Genomic DNA, 18,906 nt, shown 5'->3' with positions numbered 1-18,906 from the left:
TTCCCGCCGCTATTCGAGAACGACCTCTTCCGCCTCATCCCGCAGATTGTACGGCGACGACATCACTTTGCCGTAAGCACCGGCCTGGGCAATCAGCACCACATCGCCCTCTTGCGCCTCGGGCAGGATGCGGTCGGAGCCGATCACGTCGCCGCTTTCGCAGATCGGGCCGACCACCTGATAGAGAGCGGTGGCCGGTTCGTCCAGGCGGGTAAGGTTCACGATTTCGTGCCAGGCGTCGTACAGCGCAGGGCGGATCAGGCTGTTCATGCCGGTGTCCACGCCGAGGTAACGCCACGAACCCTTGCCCTTCTGCTGGGTGACGCGGGTGATCAGCACGCCGGCATCCGCCACCAGGTAACGGCCCGGCTCCATCCACAGCTGGTAGTGCGGATAGGCGGCCTTGACCTTGCGCAGTGTTTCTTCGAGTGCGGCGATATCCAGCCGCGCCTCGCCCGGGTGCGAAGGCACGCCAAGGCCGCCGCCGATATCGAGGAAGGCCACGCTGCCGATGCGTTCGGCAATGCTGGCCAGCTGGCTGTACACCTCGCTCCAGTGCTTGACGTCGAGAATGCCCGAGCCCAGGTGCGCATGCAGGCCGCGTACCGTCACGTGGTGGGCGTCGGCCAGGCGCAGGAAAGCATCCAGTTGATCCACCGGCAGGCCGAATTTGCTGCCGCTGCCGCCGGTGCGTACTTTTTCGTGGTGACCCAGCCCGCGGCCAAGGTCGACGCGTAGCACGATTTCGCGGCCGCGGAAGACGTCGCCCCAGTGTTCCAGCGGATAGAGCGAATCCAGCGACACGGTGGCGCGCGTGCTGAACGCCCACGCGTAATCGTCGCGTGGCGCAAAGTTGGGTGTGAACAGCAACGGCGCCGATTCCGGGACCACGGCCATCACCGCCTTCAACTCACCGGGCGAGACGCATTCGAAGCCGAAACCTTCCTCGGCCAGCGCGCGCAGGATGGCCGGATGCGTATTGGCCTTCACCGCGTAATGCAAACGATCCACGGCCGTGAGCGTTTTCAACTCCCGGGCCTGCTTGCGCACAGTCGAGAGGTGATACACGTAGCGCGGCGTGGCTTCGGCGCCAAGCGCAAGCAAGCGATCGCGGCACTCGCTGCGCCACCAGTCATCCGCTGCCGTGACGGTTTCACCGCTGCCGTATAGGGTTTGCCAGCTTGAACCAAACAAGGCGCTGTCGTCGGTACGCAAGGCACCCGCGGCAATCAACATTTCATGCAGACGCGGCACCAGTTCGTCGACCACGCTCTCGTCCACCACAAAGGTGAGGTTGAGGTTGTTGGACGATTGCGAAATCAGATGCACCCGCAACTGGCCGAATTCCGCCAGCACACCGGACAGTGTATGCAGCATCGAGCGCATGCCACGACCAACCATGGTGATGGCTGCGCATGGCGCGATCACCTTTACGCGGCAGACTTTCGCCAGATCGCTGGCAAGTGCCGCGACGGCATCGGAATCAAGCAGATTTTCGGTGGGGTCCAACGATACGGTCACGTTGGTTTCCGCCGAACTGATCAGGTCCACCGACAAGCCGTGCTGCTTGAACTGTGCGAACACGTCGGCCAGGAAACCGACCTGCTGCCACATGCCCACCGATTCCATCGACACCAGGGTCAACCCCTTGCGCGCGCTGATTGCTTTCACGCTAGGCGCATGCTCGCGCACTTCCGGGCCGATTACCGTGCCTTCCAGCTCGGGACGGTTGGTGTCCTTGATCAGCATCGGTACGCGCGGTTCGCGCAGCGGTGACAGACAGCGCGGATGCAACACCTTTGCACCGGTGGAGGCGATTTCCTGGGCTTCCTCGTAATCGAGTTTCTGCAGCAGGCGCGCACCAGGCACCTGGCGCGGGTTGGCGGTGAACATACCCGCCACGTCGGTCCAGATTTCCACCCGCTGCGCTTTCAGCAGTGCACCGAAATACGAGGCGGACGTATCCGAGCCGCCACGACCGAGCAGCACGGTTCGGCCTTGCGATTCACGCGCAATAAAACCCTGCGTGATGAACACTTCGCCAAGCTGCGCCAGGCGCGTATTCAACGCGGGATCGGGCTTGGCCTCGACCATCGCCGAGAGCAACTTGGTGCGCTCGTTCTGGTTGGGCAAGGCAATCGCGGCAAGACAATCGCGCGCGTCCAGCCATTGCGTGGATAGATCGGTGTGCGAAAGAAACGCCGCGCCCAGGGCGCTGGACATCAGCTCGCCATGCGCCTGCACAAGCGCAGACCACGCGAGTTCACCCATCACCGCTGGACCTTCTTCGGCCAGTTTGCCCAGCTCGCGCAAACGCTCGGCCAGCGTTTCCGGCATGGTAAGTTGCATGTGATCGAGCAGGTCGTAATGGCGCTGCGCGATCGCTTTGTACGCCTCGATACGTTTGCCTTTATCTTCCTGGGCGCACAGTTGTTTGAGTGCGTCGGTGATGCCAGTCAGCGCGGACACGACCACCAGTACGCGCGCGCCTTCGGCACGGCGGCTGGCTACGAGTTCGCGGATGTTCTGCCAGCGCGGCAGGGTGGCGACACTGGTGCCGCCAAACTTCATCACGATCCAGGGTGCGCCGGCAGAAAGCGGCGCGGGGGCGTTCGAGGTCACGGTTTCTCTGTCTAGGGTTGCGGGAAAAGTCAATTCCACCAGTGTTGCGCTGCGTCAGGTGGAATGCAACCGAAAATTTGGCATAGCGTTTGGATGGCTAAATCCCTCTGCTCCCTCTCGCCGGCGAGGAGGGGCTGGGGTGAGAGACCGCCGTTGCCATAGGAATGAATCGAAGCGACGTAGGTTGGGGTGCAAACCCCAACATCGCCGTACACGTATATATCCCGATGTTGGGGTTTGCACCCCAACCTACGCACTCCCTATCTCCCAAAGGGAGCACGAAATAAAAGCGCCGAGTTATTCCACCAGCACGGGAATCTTGCCGATTTTGGCCTGCCACTCCCGCGGTCCCGTCTTATGCACCGACGTACCCGCCGAATCCACTGCCACGGTCACCGGCATGTCCTTGACCTCGAACTCGTAGATCGCCTCCATTCCCAAGTCCTCGAACGCCAGCACGCGGCTGGCCTTGATGGCTTTGGACACCAGGTACGCCGCGCCGCCCACCGCCATCAGGTAGATCGACTGATGTTTTTTGATCGCCTCGATCGCAGTGGGGCCGCGCTCGGCCTTGCCGACCATGCCTAGCAGACCCGTCTGCGCCAGCACTTGCTCGGTGAATTTGTCCATGCGGGTGGCAGTGGTGGGGCCGGCGGGGCCTACCACTTCATCGCGTACCGGGTCGACCGGGCCGACGTAGTAGATAAAGCGACCCGTGAAGTCGACCGGCAGCTTCTCGCCTTTGTTCAACATGTCGACCATGCGCTTGTGCGCGGCGTCGCGGCCGGTCAGCAGTTTGCCGTTGAGCAGCAGTACTTCGCCGGGTTTCCAGGTGGCGACGTCCTCGCGCGTCACCGTATCCAGGTTCACGCGGCGCCCCTTGGACGAGTCGTAGGTGAGCTTGGGCCAGTCTTCCAGCGACGGCGGATCGAGCATCACCGGGCCGGAGCCATCCAGGGTGAAATGCGCATGGCGGGTGGCGGCGCAGTTGGGGATCATCGCCACCGGCAGGTTGGCGGCGTGGGTGGGGTAATCCTTGACCTTGATGTCGAGCACAGTGGTGAGGCCACCCAAGCCCTGCGCGCCGATGCCCAGCGCGTTGACCTTTTCATACAGCTCCAGGCGCAATTCCTCGGCGCGATTCTTCGGGCCACGCGCAATCAGATCCTGGATATCGATCGGCTCCATCAACGCCTCCTTCGCCAGCAGCATGGCTTTCTCGGCCGTACCGCCGATGCCGATGCCCAGCATGCCGGGTGGGCACCAGCCGGCGCCCATGGTCGGCACCGTCTTGAGCACCCAGTCGACGATGGAGTCGGAGGGGTTGAGCATCACGAATTTGGATTTCGCTTCCGAACCGCCACCCTTCGCAGCCACGATCACATCGACCGTGTCGCCCGGCACGATGGAAACATTGATCACCGCCGGCGTGTTGTCCTTGGTGTTGCTGCGCTTGCCGGCCGGATCGGCCAGTACGCTGGCGCGCAGCTTGTTGTCCGGATGGTTGTACGCGCGGCGCACGCCTTCGTTGACCATATCCTCCAGGCTCATCGTGGCGTCCCAGCGCACGTTCATGCCGACCTTCAGGAACACGGTGACGATGCCGGTGTCCTGGCACAGCGGGCGATGCCCTTCCGCCGCCATGCGCGAATTGATCAGGATCTGCGCCATCGCGTCTTTCGCGGCCGGCGACTCCTCGCGCTCGTAGGCTTTGGCGAGATGGGTGATGTAGTCGACGGGGTGGTAGTAGCTGATGTACTGCAGGGCGTCGGCGACGGACTGGATCAGATCGTCTTGCTTGATGGTGGTCATGGCGGCAGCTTCGACTGGGAAATAAAGCCCCGCGAGCCTTGCGCTCGCGGGGCACAACCGCCGTATTGTGCGCCCAAACCGGGCCGCGCACAAAAAGACGGCCGCGCGAGGCGGCCGTAAAAGAGTGGAGAACGCCTTGAATTAGAAGCGGTATTCGGCCTGGAGCGAGTACATGCCGACGCGGGTGTTCCGCTCGTTGTACTCGTTCACCGGCACGCGATAGGTGTCGTAAGCCAGGCCGAGGCTGAGGTTCTTGTTGACGTTGTAGCCACCACCGAAGCCGAAGTACTCGCCCGTGTTAGTCACGGCGTCACGGCTCGACAAATGGGCAACATCGGTCAGCATGCGAACCTCGTACAGGCTGCGTGCACGGATCCAGCCGGCACGGGCGTCCACGTACCAATGCTCGTCGATGTTGTAATTGAGGTTGCCACCCAGCAACCAGCCACGCGTCTGATCCTGCAGGCGGGCGTAGCCCGTATCACTGCCGAGGCGTGCAACTTCGTTACCCAGGAAGCCGTAACCAACTTCGACGCCGTAATCCACCACGCTGTTCCAGCGATAACCCGCACGAAGCGCACCCGCCTTACCGGTCTTGCTGAAGCTGTTACCCGGCACGCCCGAGAACGGGTTCTTGGTGTCGTACTGCGAAGCACCCGCATTGGCATTGACAAAGAAATTACCGTCATCGGCCAGAGCCACGGAAGATGCCGTACCCAACGCCAACGCCATAGCGATCGCTGCAAGCTTGCGCATGAAAAACTCCTTGATGTTTTGAACGAGATGCCGCCGCCGAACCGCGCAAAAAATGGGAGGCGGTTCCGAGCGTAAAAATTTTGCAAAAGCTAACTGATCGCTTCGTCGCCGCCTAAAGAAATGCCTTGCACACAGGTAGGGATTCACTTACGCAACCCGTTTGTAAAACTCAGTGCACACGTTTTTTGCAGCTCGCTGGCAAGGGAGGACTACACGCGCAACCTCGATATTTCCCATTGAATCGAGACAATTCATAAGAACTAGCCTGCACATGACATCTTGTATTGCCCACATGCATCTCAGGCACTTCCAGGTTTCATGCCAGCGCTATAGGCTGATCTCAGCGGCGCGATGCTGGTCGTCAGGGGAGACGGACGACGTCGCTAGGAAATCGACCATCAATCAAATGCGCAACGACATCGTTCGGGTGCGGCAAGGGTGTGCGCTTCCAGCCTTTGCTTGCATGCGTAGATGCCATCGCGCCCGTTAGGGAGAAGCACCATGTTTGCAAACCTGCATCGCAAGTCGCTTTCGTTATCCCTTGGCCTGCTGCTTACCGGCGCCAGCGCCGGCACGTGGGCCGCAAGCGCCCTACCCGCGGTAGATGCCGGCACCGCACCGGCCAATCAGACCGTACACGTCACGCTGATTCTGAAGCTGCATAACCAGGCTGCGCTGGAGGATTACATCCGCCAGACCGTGACACCCGGCAGCGCGCACTATCAGCAATTCCTCACTCCGCAGCAGTTTGCGCAGCAATACGGCGCAACGGATGCGGAGGTCGCACGGGTGCAGTCCTATCTGCAGAGCCAAGGCTTGAGCAGCACGGTGTTGCCCGGCCATCTGGCCATCCGCACCAGCGGCACGCTGAGCCAATTCGGCAAGCTGTTCCAGACCTCCGTCCACAACTACGTCTCGCGCCAGAACGGCCATAGCTTCCACAAGCCGGTGACGGCGCTGCAGATACCGTCGTCAATTGCCGACGTGGTCGATGTGGCCACCGGTCTGAGCAGCGAGAAAGTGTATCGCCCGCATCACGTCTCCTCGCCGGCTCTTGCATCGCTCGGTGCGCCGAACGTCAAGCTCAACGCGCAGAGCAGCAAGGGTTCCAGTGGTTCGAGCAGCAATCCCACTGCCTCGGGTGTGCCCGGTGAATACACCGTGGGCGACGTTGCCAACTTCTACAACATCAACCCGCTTTATCACCGCGGTGTCGTCGGCAAGGGCTCGACCGTCGGCATCGTCACGCTGTCCAACTTCTATCCCAGCGACGCGACCGCCTATTGGTCGGATATCGGCCTGACCACCAAACCCAATCGCATCACACAGGTGCATGTGGATGGCGGCGCAGCGATCGACGGCGGCAGCGGCGAAACCTCGATCGACGTGGAACAGTCCGGCGGTATCGCACCGTTCGCCAACATCATCGTGTATGACGCGCCCAATACCACCGACGGTTATGTCGACGCGTTTGCGCAAGCCGTGTCGGACGATATCGCCGATAGCATCTCCACCAGCTGGGGCTTGCCGGAAATCTTCAATTTCGCTGCATTGAACGTGGCCGGCGCAAGCAACACCGACACGAGCGACGCGGGGGATTTGCGTGCGTTCCATAAGATCTTCCTGGAAGCCGCCGTACAAGGACAATCGCTGTTCGCGGCTTCAGGCGATTCGGGCGCCTATGACACCGTCCGCGATCTCGGTGCCGGCACCGGCGTAGGCCAATACACCGCGCCGCTTACCGTGGATTCGCCGGCTTCCGATCCGTACATCACCGCGGCTGGCGGCACCACCACGCCTTACAGCTATCAATTCGGCACCGGCCCGACCGAGTCGGTGACGCAGGAAAGCGTGTGGGGTTGGGATTATCTGCAGAACTATTTCAACCAGTACGTACGTCCCATCAACCTGTTCTCCTCGGGTGGTGGTGGCGGCGTCAGCGTGTATTGGCACGAGCCGTTCTATCAGGCGTTTACCTGGGGCATTCGCCGCAGCGAGCCGAACCAGTCGCTGGTCTTCAACGATCCCAGCGCCGGCCCGACCACGCTGCTGCAGTTGCCCAGCCATTTCGCGGGCCGCAACGTGCCGGATATTTCGTTGAATGCCGATCCGGAAACAGGCTACATCTTTGTGTCGACGGTCGATGGCGGCCTGGCGTCCGGCGAAGGCGGCACGAGCTTCGTAGCACCGCAGCTCAACGGCATCACCGCCCTGCTGCGGCAAAGTACGGGCCATCGCATCGGCTTGTGGAATCCGCAGGTGTATGCGCTGCAGAACATCTTCGGCTACGGCTTCTTCTCGCCGTTCAACAGCGTGCGTGCCGGTGACAACTGGTTCTACTACGGTGCGCCGCGCTACAACCAGGGTGCCGGCATCGGCTCGCTGAATGTCGCAAACCTGGATGTTTTCCTGCGTAGCGGGTTCTAAGTTGCAAGACGGTTCCCTCTCCTGTCAGCAGGGGAGGGAACCACAAACTCGCTGACATGCGATTGCTATGATGGCGCTCCATCTCGCCACCTCGCATGCCCATGTCTTCCAAGCGACGCTTCATGCAAATCGATGTTTTCTCGCGCCAGCCCATGAAGGGCAATCCGCTGGCGGTGGTCATCGATAGCGATGGACTGGATGACGCCGCGATGCGCGCCTTCGCGCGCTGGACGAATCTCTCTGAAACCGCCTTCCTGCTGCCGCCGACGGCACCGGAAGCGGATTACCGCGTGCGCATTTTCACACCGATGCAGGAATTGCCGTTCGCCGGACATCCAAGTGTCGGCAGCGCGTATGCGGCCATCGAATCAGGCCTCATCGCCGGTGGTAAAACGAAACTGATTCAGCAATGCGCCGCTGGCTTGTTGCCGGTGGACATTGAACATCCCGGTGTAGCACGCACCATCCATGTGCAAGCACCCGTCGCCCAGTTGCGCAGCATCAGCACCGAGGTGCGTCATGCCATTGCCGAAGCGGTGCACGTGGCGCCGGATCATTCGCACCTCAGCCTGGTCGACAACGGCCCGCGCTGGTGGGTATGCGATCTGCACGAAGCATCGCGTGTGCGTGCATTGAAGCCTGACCTGTCCATCATCAAGCGCTTGAGCGAAGAGCAAGGCAACCTCGGCATCGTCGTCTTCGGCAAGGAATACGACGGCCCCGCACGCATGGCCGTGCGTGCGTTTTGCCCGTCGGACGGCATACCGGAAGATCCGGTTACCGGCAGCGCCAATGCTGCGATCATGGCCTTTCTGCTGGCACGCAAAGACGCCCATTACGGCGAGAGCTACGTGGCGAGCCAGGGCCGTGAGATAGGCCGCGACGGCTACGTCACCATCCGGCACGCCGCCAACGGCGCCATCACCATCGGCGGCCAATGCGTCACGGTGATCGAAGGCGAACTCGATCTATAAACGACAACGGCCGCACAAAGCGGCCGTTGCTTGCTGCGTCATGCGCTACATCAAAAACGGTATTCGATGGTTCCACCGTACATGCCAGTGTTGAAGCGTCCGGCGTAAATGCCATTCGCACGGCTATTGAAATAGTCGTAATTCAGGCTGATACCGAGGTGTTTGTTGAAGTCGTAACCCAGGCCAAAACCGGCATAGATCCCGTCGCCGTTGTTGCTGGCAGACACTGACGACAGACCGAGCTGGTCATGCACCCTTGCCGACGTATGCGAATGGAACCATCCGCCACGCGCGGAGAAAAACCAACCGTAGTCGCCATAGTGCAGCTTGAACACGCCGCCTAGCATTTCCCCTTGGGTCTTGATGGAAATGTGGAGAGGATCGTAGGGACCGCCGGCATCTTGCACGGCGTAATTGTCGTTGCCGGTGACTTTGCCCAGATCGACATAACCGCCTTCCGCACCCCAGGATATGGCGCCGGCGTTCCATAAATAGCCCAGGCGCAACGCACCGGCCATGCTGTTGTTGTTGGTGTTCTCCAAATTTCTGATGTTGGTATCAGACCCGGCCGCTTCTCCGTTGACGAAGAAGTTGCCATCCATTGCCATCGCCGTGCTAGACGCAACAGCGAGCGCGGCCCCGATGGCCGCCTTCGAAATCCATTTGTTCATTGAAACCCCTGATGTGGATGATTGTTCGCGGATAAACGCAACGTCCGACCACTTCCCTCTTGCGCCTGTGTGGGACGCAAGTTCCTGCGTCCGCCGGGTTGCGGCGGACATCGCATTGTAGGAAGTGTGATGGAGCACGCAAACATGGCTTGATGCCCACCATCATCTGATGAGCCGTCATACCTCAGCCACGTAGGTTGGGGTGCAAACCCCAACGTTTGGAATGCATGTGCGCGCGAAGACGTTGGGGTTTGCACCCTGAGATATCCCCACGTTTTTTGCCCGTTATGCCGGAGAAGTCCTGGGTTTACATGAAGTTTGTTTCGAAGCCAGCCGTCATTCCGGCGAAGGCCGGAATCCATCGCCAGTGCGAAGCATGGATTCCTCGCTCCTCAAAGCCGAGCACATCCATGTGCTCTCCCCGCGTGCCGGCCTTCGCCGGAATGACGGTTCGCTCTGAAACAACATTGACCCGGACTCCAACTTTTCCGCTTGGACAACGCAAAAAACGTGGGGATATCTCAGGGTTTGCACCCCAACCGACGTTCCGCCCCCTGTCCATCCCTTTCGGCGACGATGAGGGAGAAGAACAGGCCTCGCTTGCCGTACACCTCTGCGATTGCCATGCTCTGCCTTTCCATTCCAGGGCGCCCTCTCATGACAACACCGGTTACCGGCTATCAGCGCAGCCTGCGTCTGCGCGATGCAGCACTGGTCGTAATCGGCGGCATCATCGGCGGCGGCATTTTTCTTAATCCGGGCATCGCTGCGCAGCGCACCGAGTCGGGACTGGCCCTGCTGCTGATGTGGGTGGGCGCCGGTGTGCTCACGCTGCTTGGCGCCCTGTGCTACGCCGAACTGGGCGCGCGCCGGCCGCATGCCGGCGGCAGCTATGTCTATCTGCGCGAAGCCTTCGGTCCGCTGGCCGGCTTCCTGTTCGGCTGGACCATGTTGCTGGTGATCTATTCCGGTTCCAGCGCAGCGGTGGCCACCATCTTCGCCAGCTATGCCGCCACGGTCTTCGGACTGCCCGCCGGCATGGCCACGCCCATGGCCGCGGGCGCGCTGGCACTGGTCGCGCTGATCAACGTATTCGGCCTGAAGTTCGGCGTGCAGATGCAGAACATCTTCACCTTGTTGAAACTGCTGGCCGTGGCGGTGCTGGTGGTATGTGGGCTGTTTCTGGCCGGTGTCGGCAACGGCACGCCGTGGCTCGCGGTGGACCCGGCTCGCAGCGACGTCGGGTTCATGAGCGCGGCACTGCCGGTGCTGTTCGCATACTCCGGCTTCACCTACCTCAACAATCTGGCCGGCGAAGTAAAAGAACCGCAGCGCACCCTGCCCCGCGCACTGGTCGTTGGCATGCTGGGCGTGATCGGCGCGTATGCCTTGGTCAACGTCGCGTACCTGTCGGTGCTGGGCCACGATGGCCTGGCGCATAGCAACACCCCCGCCGCCGACGTGATGAACAAGGTCTTCGGCACGACCGGCGCCAAGCTGATCGCGGTGGGCATCGCCATTTCCACCTTCGGCTTTTGCAACATCACCCTGGTGGCGGGTGCGCGTGTCCTGCAAGTGATGGGTGCGGACGGCCTGTTCTTCGCCAGCGTGGGGCGCCTGCACCCGCGCCATCACACACCCAATCTGGCGCTGCTGCTGCTGGTGGGCTGGTCGATCGTGCTGGTGCTGTCGGGCAGCTACGGCCAGTTGCTGGACTACGCCACGTTCGGCGATTGGCTGGCCTGTGCGGTGGGCGTGAGTACGCTGTTCTGGTATCGCCGCCGGGAAACGGGCGCGGAGGCTGCCGACGTAAGGTTCAGCGTGCCCGGTTATCCGCTGCCGCCACTGATCTTCATCGCTACCATCGCGCTGGTCGTGGTGCAAAGCCTGCGTACAAGTTTGGTGAATACCGGTATCGGCCTCGCCATCATGATTGCTGGCATTCCCGTCTATCTTATTTGGCGACGGCTGTTCAGTCCGGCCCGTCCCTAACAGGCTATTGAGCCTGTTAGACAGGCCACGGATGGCCTGCCGCGAATCAAGCGCATAAACGCTTGATTCGCGGAGCCGAGTTCGGACCTGTGCCGAACTCGGCGAGTTGAAAAAGTGCAGCAAGCACTTTTTCAACACAGTGATAAATTTCTTGCGGCAATGCCACAATGGGCGGATAAGCATTACGGAGACACCACCCGATGGCGCAAGACCACGCCGCGCTGCCCGCCAAGCCGACGGAAATCACTCCCACTCCCGTTCGTGCTGGCATCGACTTGCAGATCAATGGCGAGCGCTATCGCCACACCGGCGATCCGGCGATGCCTCTGCTGTGGTACCTGCGCGATGTGCTGCAGTTGGACGGCACCAAGTACGGCGGCGAGCACGGCGACGGCGGCGCGGATCTGGTGCTGGTGAACGGCAAGGCCACGTCCGCCATCAACACTCCGATGAGCAAGCTGGCTGGCAAACAGGTCATCACGGTGGAAGGCCTGGCCGACGCCAGGGGCAACGGCAACCTGCATCCGCTGCAGCAAGCATTTATCGATGAAGACGCCATCGGCTGCGGCTATTGCACGCCCGGTTGGCTGATCGCCTCGATGGAGCTGCTCAACCGCAACAAAGACCCTTCCGACAACGACATCGACGGCCTGCCCAACCTTTGCCGTTGCGGCTGCCAGACGCGCGTGCGCCAGGCGATCAAGCGCGCTGCTGCAGCGATGAAGCAAGGAACCAAGGCATGAGCGGCACGGTGAAGCTCTCGCGCCGCCGCTTTCTGCAAGTACTCGCCGGCACGGCCGGCGCCTTGATCGTCGGTATTCGCAGTGCCCGCGCAGCCAGCGCACTCGTGCCGCCCGACATGCTGGGCGATGCGCTGTATGACTTCGGCATGTTCGTGCGCGTCGATGCAGATGGCACGGTGCTGATCGGTTCGCGTGACCCGGAAACCGGCACCGGCGTCGCCACCGCGTTGGCGCGCATCATTGCGGACGAAATGGATGCCGACTGGCAACGCGTGCGCGTGCTGCCGCTTGGCCTGGGTGTGGCCAGCGACAACGGCAAGCCACACTGGCTATACGGCCAGCAAGCGGGCGGCACGGGCAACTCGATGCCACGCGCCTGGCGCGATCTGCGCTCGGCCGGTGCGCTTGCACGCTGGCTGTTGATTCGAGCCGCCGTGCCGCAACTGGGTGTCCCACCGGAGCAACTACGCACGGAAAAGGGATTTGTCATAGCACCTGGCGGGCGCCGCCTTGGTTACGGGGAGCTGGCTGCCGCCGCGGCGAAGGTCGCCCTGCCCCCCGGCAGCCTTTTGCTGAAGACGCCGGATCACTACAACTTGATCGGCAAGCCCGCCGGCGACGCCGAAGCACGCGCCATCGTCACGGGCCAAACGGAGTACGCGCTGGACAAGCACTTCGGCGACACGCTGGTCGCCGTGCTTGCACATTGCCCGTGGCCGGATGGTCAACTCAGCGGCCTCGACAGCAGCGCGGCACTCGCCATCAAGGGCGTGGTGAAGGTGATCGAGCTCAAACCCGATCCTCATCTGCCGCCGGGCGAAACGGTGATTGCGCCGGCCGTAGCCGTGATTGCCGAAAACACCTGGATTGCCTTGCAAGGACGGCGCGCGCTGAAGCTCCAGTGGAAGCCCGGCGCAAGCGGCAGCGAAAGCAGCGCCGCGCTGGAACAGCAGGCCACCGCACTCATCAACAGCGACGCAGCACCGACCACTCGCCTACGCGATGATGGCGACATCGACAAGGCGAAACGCAAAGCTGCGCGCCGCGTCGAAGCGATCTACTACCAGCCGTGGCTGGCCCATGCCACCAACGAGCCGATGAACTGCCTGGTACGCCTGGACAAGACCAGCGCCACGCTTTACGTGCCGACGCAATCACCGCAACAAGCGTGGACCGTGGTGCAGCGTCTCACTGGCTTGGCCCCCGATCAGATCGACATCCGCGTGCCGCGCATCGGCGGCGGCTACGGGCGGCGTCTCGACCACGACTACGTAGCCGAAGCCGTGTTGCTGGCGAAGGAAGTCGACAAGCCGCTGCGCCTGTTCTGGACGCGCGACGAAGATCTCACGCACGACTTCTACCGCTCCGGCTGCGTGCACAAGTTCCAGGCGATCATCGAGGCCAAGCGCCAAGTACTTGCATGGAACCAGCGTGTCGCCAGCGCCTCGGCACTGGCTGGCCGCGGCGTACCGGTCGACCATCTATGGAGTTCGGAAGTCAGCGTCAATCAGTTTCCCGCCGGCTTCGTACCCAACTACCGCAGCGACTGGTTCGGTCTTTCATCATCCATGCCGCGCGGCCCGCATCGCGGCATGCCGCATATCACCAACGCCTTCGCGGTAGACAGCTTCATCGATGAAATCGCGCATTCGCTGAAGGAAGATCCACTGGTCACCAACCTGCGCCTGATCGGCGAGCCGCGGCTGATTCCTCAGCAAGGTGGCGGTGCGGTCGATACTGCGCGGTTGATCAACGTGCTGAAACTCGCTACCGACCGCATCGGCTGGAAAGACTGGCTGCATTCGGTCAACGGCTTGGGACTCGCCTGCTGGTATATGGACGGCGCTTACGTCGCACACGCGATCGAAGTATCGATGCAGGGCGAAAAGCTCACCATTGAACGCGCCGTGTGTGCGGTGGATGTGGGCCGGGTGATCAACCCGATGGGGCTGGAAGGACAAGTTGCCGGCGCAACGCTGGATGCGCTGTCTACCGCGCTCAATCTCGCCATCACGGTGAAAGACGGCAAGGTGCAGCAAAACAGCTGGAAGGATTACCCGCTCGCCAGCATGGCGCAGTTGCCGCGCACGGTTGAAGTGATCACGGTGCCGGGTGAAGGCGATCCGGCTGGTGCAAGTTTCCTTGCGATGCCGACGGCGGCACCAGCACTGGCCAATGCGGTGTTTCGTGTGAGTGCGGTGCGTGTGCGCCGGCTGCCGTTGATGAAGGAATTGCTGCGGTTGTTGTGATACGTAAATCTCACGCGATTCGTAGGTTGGGGTGCAAACCCCAACATCGAGACCTTGATTGACATGGCGATGTTGGGGTTTGCACCCCAACCTACGAAGCTACCGCACCAAGCTCGCCTGCAGCCACGCGACACGATTCCTCGTGCTAATGAAATTGATCGCTGGCCGGCACCCATGAGCCTGACTTGGACGGCAGCGCACCCACCGGCTTGATCGGCTGCAACGGCTTCACCGGCGTTGACGTATCCGGCGGGCAATTCGGCGGCATCGGTCCGCCGCTGACGCGCGCTGCCGCGCATTCTGCACTGTTGTCCAATACCACCGGTGCGGTAGGTGCTGGTGCGCTTGCCGCCGTCGCCACGTCCGTCTTGGGTACCGACGCATTCTGTGTCGGCAGGTTCAGTCGATCGTAGATTTTCTGGTCCAACGGCTTGGCCGGCGGATCGGGGTTGTGGCAGCCGAACAATGACGACGGCAACAACGGCATGACCTGGCACTCGATGCGCACGCCTTGCGGCAAGTTGAAGGTGTGTTTGACCGTGGTTTTTTCGACCGCATGGCGCAAGGCGGTATCAACGGAACTCTCGCCTTCGGGCGTCCAGTACTGGTCGAAACGCGTCCGTTTGTAGCCCGGCAAGTTCGTGTTGTGCGACATGATCTCCGTATCGCCGCGCGGCTTGAGCTGGATGTAAGTACCGTTCGGCGTGCCGGGGGTACCACCACCCTGCTCACCCGCCGTGTTGTTGCCGTTGCCGGTGGAAGACGATGGTTGCGTCCCCTGCGTGCCGTTGTTTTCGTTCGGCGACTGCGCCACGCCGTTCGGCTGGCCCGGATTGGCGGTTTCACTCCCTTGTGGCGTTGCGTTGGGCGCGGTACTGGTGCTGGCATTGCCTTCGTTCGCCGGTGCGTTCGCTGGCGATGGGCTTGGTGTGGGTGAAGACGTCGCGGCGGTTTCCTTTTCGCTGCTGGGCGACGTCGACGGCTTCGTCTCGCTCTGCGTCGTAGTGGGTGTGGGAGCAGGTGCTGGACTCAACTGCGGACGCAGCGACACTTCCGGCACCGCCAGCTTGGGCGCTTCGATATTCAAGGCCGGTGCGGAAGGCGTCACGTTAGGCGTTGGCGCGGCAGCAACCGGCGTCACCGGCACCGGCGCGAGTGTCGGCTGCTCTTGTGGACGCACTACCGGCCCAAGCTGCTGCGGCGCCGTGCGCTGAACATTGGGTGTCGCCAACGGGGTAGCCGATGCCTGCAAATTCACCGTCGGCGCTTCTTGCGCCGGCATGGGTATCGGCTGTAGCGCCGGTGCGGGCGGCGCCGCGGATGGAGGGCTGGGTTGAACCGGTGCCACGCTCGGCATGGGCGACGGCGCGAGCGAAGGATTTTCGACCGCCATTTGCGGCGCTGTAATGGTCGGTGCCGATTGCGCCGGCTGCGTGGGCAGCGCCAGCGACGGCAATGGCGGCATCGGCTGCGTGCCTTCCGGTTGCGGCTTGCGTGCTGGCTCCGGCTGGAATTGTGGTGGCACCGGCTGCGGCACTTGCACGGCCTGCAACGTCAGCGGCGGTGGCGGCAGACCGGTCGGCGTGGGTTGCTCGATCTGCTGCGGCGACGGTTTCGGCAGCGTGATCGGCGGCAACGGCGCGGCCGGTTGCTGCTGCGCTTTTTCGGCCGCGGGCTGCTTGACCTGCGCTGCCACCGGAGGCTGCTTCGGTGCGGGCACCGGCGGCTGCGTCACCGCGGCCACCGGCGCGGCGGTAGACATCTCATGCGTGGCATGCACCACCTGCGAAGTGTTACCGCGATGGGTGGGGCCATGCTCCTTGGGTGGCACACCGCGTACCGGCGGTGGTGGCGGCGGTGGCGGTTTGTTCGGAATCAGGCGCACAAACAGCATATTGCCCTTGGGTTCGGGCGGTGGCGGCGGCAGTTCGTAAGGCGAACCGAAAATGGATCCAAGCAGCACGAGCAAATGCACCAGCAGCGCACCGATCGCACCAGTCAGCTTCAACAAATAGTCGCGCGGCTTCTCGCGCGTGCGCCGCCGGTAAACGACCGCCCAGGTCGCCGCATCACGCGGTGACTTGACCATGATGACCTTGGACGGTGTGGACTCGGGATGATCAGGAAACGATGGCGGCATGGGCGCCAGTGTAATGGGACGAGCGGAATTTCTTGAGCTCGCGCCATCGAACCCACACTGCGTCCCTGCCTTTTACTTGTTCATCAAAAACCCCTGGTGGCGTCAGCCACCAGGGGTCGGACAAACCATGCTCAATGAGGCCTGCTACAGCGATCACAGACCGTTGAACGACTTCCACGCCGACAGCAAGTTGGTGGCATTCACCGAGCCCAGGCCATTGGCGAAACTCCAGCCGGCTTGTGCCGCGTAAGCCGCCGTGGTGCTGTTGTACTTCGTGGCATTGGACGAGGTCAGGCCGACTTTTACCGGCCCGAAGAATCCTTCGAAATTGTTGATCGTGCCGTAGAAGTAGCAGTCGGGCGTGACTTCGTTTTCACTTAGCAGCTCAATGCACTGCGTGGAGTTGCCGCCGTCGGTGATGTTGTAGAACACGCACTTGCTGGTGCCCTTGGTACCGTTGTTGGCATTGCAGGCAGCAAGTGTCGACGGCGCCGAGCCGGTCGTGCCACCGTACTCGTTGCGTGCCAGCTCATACAGCGTCGGTGCGGCATTGCCTTGATCCACCGATCCGCCCGCGCTGGACAAGCCCTGGTCGATCAGCGCCTGGATGCCGGCGAACATCGGCGACGACAGCGAGGTACCGCCTTCCAGAACCACCGGCGAGGCGAAGTTCGCCGTGCACGGATAGGCGCCGGTGCACAGGATCACCCACGAATAACCGCCATAGGAACCGGCGAACAACGAAACATCCGGCAAGTCACGCGACTGGTCTTTGGCCGCGCCGCGCACCACCCGCTGCCACGACGGCTTTGCAACGACCGAAGACGCGCCACCGCTGCCGCTTTCGGAGGTGACGTAATCGCCGTTGGGATCATAGATCAGCGCGTTCTTGCAGAACTGCAAACCCGAGGCGTTGATCAGATCCTTGGCAGCGCGGGTGTTGCCGCACGATTGGTTCCAGGTGATTTCCGGCACATACGACTTGGCCGATCCATACACTGCATTCAAGGTCGTGTTGAAGTACTTGCTGCTCGTGCCATCGAGCACATCCGCCGTATCCGAACCGCCGACGGCCGTGTTGTTGGCCGACGAACCAAAGGAGTTGGCATCAATGGCCGGCACGCCGTTGATGATCGAGCCATTGAAGCTCGGGTTGGAACCGGAATCGCCGCTCGATACGAAAACCGAGATGCCTTCCGCATCCGCCTGGGCCCACATCAGGTCGATAGCCGTCTTGCTGGCCGCATCGGTAAAGCCTTCACCGTAGCCATAGCTGGCGCTGATGATGTTGGGACGCGATGCGCCATTGATCAAATTGCTTGCCGCGGTGAACACGCCACCGAAGAAATTGTTGCTGCCGGTGTCGCTGCACGTTGCCACCCAGATCGATGCACCCGGCGCCATCGCGGTGGAGTATTCCGAATCAAGCACGGTCTCAATGCTTTCGCCGTCGGGATTATTGCCACCCGGATCGGTGCAATTGCCGGTATCCGGCGATAGCAACGGCTGGAACTGCGTGAAGGTGCCGCCGTAGCCGCCCAGGCCAAACTGGCTGACGAAGTTCGGCCAGTCCGATACATCCATGTCCTGGTCTTCCACCAATGCGATCGTGATGCCCTTGCCAGTCAAGCCTTGAACGTACAAGGGAGCGGTGTTGTAGATCGTCTGCATGTCATAGGGAACGAAGCCGCGTTGGCCGCCCTCGAAATTCACCATCGGTTTCGGACCACCACTGACACTGGCGGTCTTGGCCGACTGCTGAATCTTGAAGCGCTGGCTAGCGCCATTGAACTGCGCGATCTGCGGCTGCTGGTGCAAGGGCTGCGGCCGGAAATCGTTCAAGCCCGCCACACCCACCACCACGCTGCGCAATGCCGTTGGAATGCTGATATCGCCCGTGTTGGCAATATGGCTCTTCTGGTTGACGACGTAATGGCTCTCTTGCGTGTGGAAAGCCTGCCGTACCTGTCCGGCAGTACCGCTGAAATCGATCTGCGTCCTGTTCGGGAGCACACCGTTGACCTTGAAGCCTTGCGAAGTCAGCCAGGCCGTGACAGCGCTGATATCCGCATCAGACACGCCGAAAGCCTTTCCGAACTCGGCAGGCGTTACCCATTGATGAAATTTGGATGAGGAAGGATCGTGCTGCGTGGCGATCAGCTGATTCAACGCAGTCGTGCGCAATGCACTGCGTTGCAGAACCAATTGCATATGGTTCATCGGTGTGGCATCAGCCACGGCGCTGGTGGGAGTCACCTTGTCCAGCAGCGACAGATGGGTATTGCTCAGGGCGGAAACGACCCGGTTATCGACCGTTTGTGTTACGCGCGGCGCTTCGGCGGTGTTGATACCCGCCAACGCGGCACTTGAAGAAGAAGCCAAAACCAATGAAGGCAGCGTAGCAAGCGCTGCCGCAATCGCGACACTGATCATCACATGCTCGGTTTTCACGTTTTTTCTCCATAAAAAGTAGATGAAAAAAGTAGATGAAAAAAGAAAGCGAGCCCCCTGTGATGTATC

General features: G+C 61.7%; 11 protein-coding genes. 5 read left to right on the top strand and 6 right to left on the bottom strand.

The window, feature by feature from the left end; translation table 11 throughout:
* Positions 1-9 precede the first annotated feature (9 nt).
* The 3 genes from IEX75_RS12105 to IEX75_RS12095 form a co-directional block, all read right to left on the bottom strand.
* Positions 10-2,622: a bifunctional aspartate kinase/diaminopimelate decarboxylase gene (locus IEX75_RS12105; RefSeq protein ID WP_268236478.1), complete on the bottom strand. Its 2,613-nt coding sequence runs from the start codon at positions 2,620-2,622 to the stop codon at positions 10-12.
* Between the two features lie 297 nt (positions 2,623-2,919).
* Entirely contained in the window at positions 2,920-4,434 is a 1,515-nt protein-coding gene (locus tag IEX75_RS12100; protein ID WP_188794577.1) for a fumarate hydratase, read from the bottom strand.
* A gap of 141 nt (positions 4,435-4,575) precedes the next feature.
* Entirely contained in the window at positions 4,576-5,190 is a 615-nt protein-coding gene (locus IEX75_RS12095; RefSeq protein WP_188794576.1) for an outer membrane beta-barrel protein, read from the bottom strand.
* 501 nt (positions 5,191-5,691) lie between these two features.
* Between IEX75_RS12095 and IEX75_RS12090 the strand changes: the two genes are divergently transcribed.
* Complete coding sequence (locus IEX75_RS12090) at positions 5,692-7,617, top strand: S53 family peptidase (protein WP_188794575.1); 1,926 nt, start codon at positions 5,692-5,694, stop codon at positions 7,615-7,617.
* Positions 7,618-7,739: 122 nt separating this feature from the next.
* Complete coding sequence (locus IEX75_RS12085) at positions 7,740-8,591, top strand: PhzF family phenazine biosynthesis protein (RefSeq protein ID WP_229720800.1); 852 nt, start codon at positions 7,740-7,742, stop codon at positions 8,589-8,591.
* 50 nt (positions 8,592-8,641) lie between these two features.
* Here the strand turns inward: IEX75_RS12085 and IEX75_RS12080 are convergent, their stop codons facing one another.
* The gene (locus IEX75_RS12080) at positions 8,642-9,262 is read right to left on the bottom strand and encodes an outer membrane protein (RefSeq protein WP_188794573.1); all 621 of its coding nucleotides are present in this window, start codon (positions 9,260-9,262) and stop codon (positions 8,642-8,644) included.
* A 657-nt stretch (positions 9,263-9,919) separates the two neighbouring features.
* Here IEX75_RS12080 and IEX75_RS12075 point away from each other — a divergent pair.
* From IEX75_RS12075 to IEX75_RS12065, 3 genes are all read left to right on the top strand, one after another.
* Positions 9,920-11,254, top strand: coding sequence for an APC family permease (locus IEX75_RS12075; protein ID WP_188794572.1), 1,335 nt, complete (start codon positions 9,920-9,922; stop codon positions 11,252-11,254).
* Positions 11,255-11,454: 200 nt separating this feature from the next.
* Positions 11,455-11,997, top strand: coding sequence for a (2Fe-2S)-binding protein (locus IEX75_RS12070; RefSeq protein ID WP_188794571.1), 543 nt, complete (start codon positions 11,455-11,457; stop codon positions 11,995-11,997).
* Positions 11,994-14,246, top strand: coding sequence for a xanthine dehydrogenase family protein molybdopterin-binding subunit (locus IEX75_RS12065; protein WP_188794570.1), 2,253 nt, complete (start codon positions 11,994-11,996; stop codon positions 14,244-14,246). The genes IEX75_RS12070 and IEX75_RS12065 overlap by 4 nt, the downstream gene beginning before the upstream one ends.
* A 145-nt stretch (positions 14,247-14,391) precedes the next feature.
* Here the strand turns inward: IEX75_RS12065 and IEX75_RS12060 are convergent, their stop codons facing one another.
* Both IEX75_RS12060 and IEX75_RS12055 read right to left on the bottom strand, forming a co-directional pair.
* Positions 14,392-16,335: a hypothetical protein gene (locus IEX75_RS12060; protein WP_188794569.1), complete on the bottom strand. Its 1,944-nt coding sequence runs from the start codon at positions 16,333-16,335 to the stop codon at positions 14,392-14,394.
* Positions 16,336-16,539: 204 nt separating this feature from the next.
* Positions 16,540-18,837 (bottom strand): S53 family peptidase, encoded by a 2,298-nt coding sequence (locus tag IEX75_RS12055; protein WP_188794568.1) that lies wholly within the window; start codon positions 18,835-18,837, stop codon positions 16,540-16,542.
* Between the last annotated feature and the right edge of the window lie 69 nt (positions 18,838-18,906).

The organism is Dyella nitratireducens, from assembly GCF_014642835.1.
GTDB lineage: Bacteria > Pseudomonadota > Gammaproteobacteria > Xanthomonadales > Rhodanobacteraceae > Dyella_B > Dyella_B nitratireducens.
This window is presented reverse-complemented; position numbering and strand designations above follow the sequence as displayed.

Bases quoted from the DNA above. Each gene is read 5' to 3' on its own strand.
- IEX75_RS12075 (WP_188794572.1), top strand. From the start codon at position 9,920: ATGACAACACCGGTTACCGGCTATCAGCGCAGCCTGCGTCTGCGCGAT.
- IEX75_RS12100 (WP_188794577.1), bottom strand. From the start codon at position 4,434: ATGACCACCATCAAGCAAGACGATCTGATCCAGTCCGTCGCCGACGCC.
- IEX75_RS12095 (WP_188794576.1), bottom strand. From the start codon at position 5,190: ATGCGCAAGCTTGCAGCGATCGCTATGGCGTTGGCGTTGGGTACGGCA.
- IEX75_RS12085 (WP_229720800.1), top strand. From the start codon at position 7,740: ATGCAAATCGATGTTTTCTCGCGCCAGCCCATGAAGGGCAATCCGCTG.
- IEX75_RS12080 (WP_188794573.1), bottom strand. From the start codon at position 9,262: ATGAACAAATGGATTTCGAAGGCGGCCATCGGGGCCGCGCTCGCTGTT.
- IEX75_RS12060 (WP_188794569.1), bottom strand. From the start codon at position 16,335: ATGGTCAAGTCACCGCGTGATGCGGCGACCTGGGCGGTCGTTTACCGG.
- IEX75_RS12065 (WP_188794570.1), top strand. From the start codon at position 11,994: ATGAGCGGCACGGTGAAGCTCTCGCGCCGCCGCTTTCTGCAAGTACTC.
- IEX75_RS12070 (WP_188794571.1), top strand. From the start codon at position 11,455: ATGGCGCAAGACCACGCCGCGCTGCCCGCCAAGCCGACGGAAATCACT.
- IEX75_RS12090 (WP_188794575.1), top strand. From the start codon at position 5,692: ATGTTTGCAAACCTGCATCGCAAGTCGCTTTCGTTATCCCTTGGCCTG.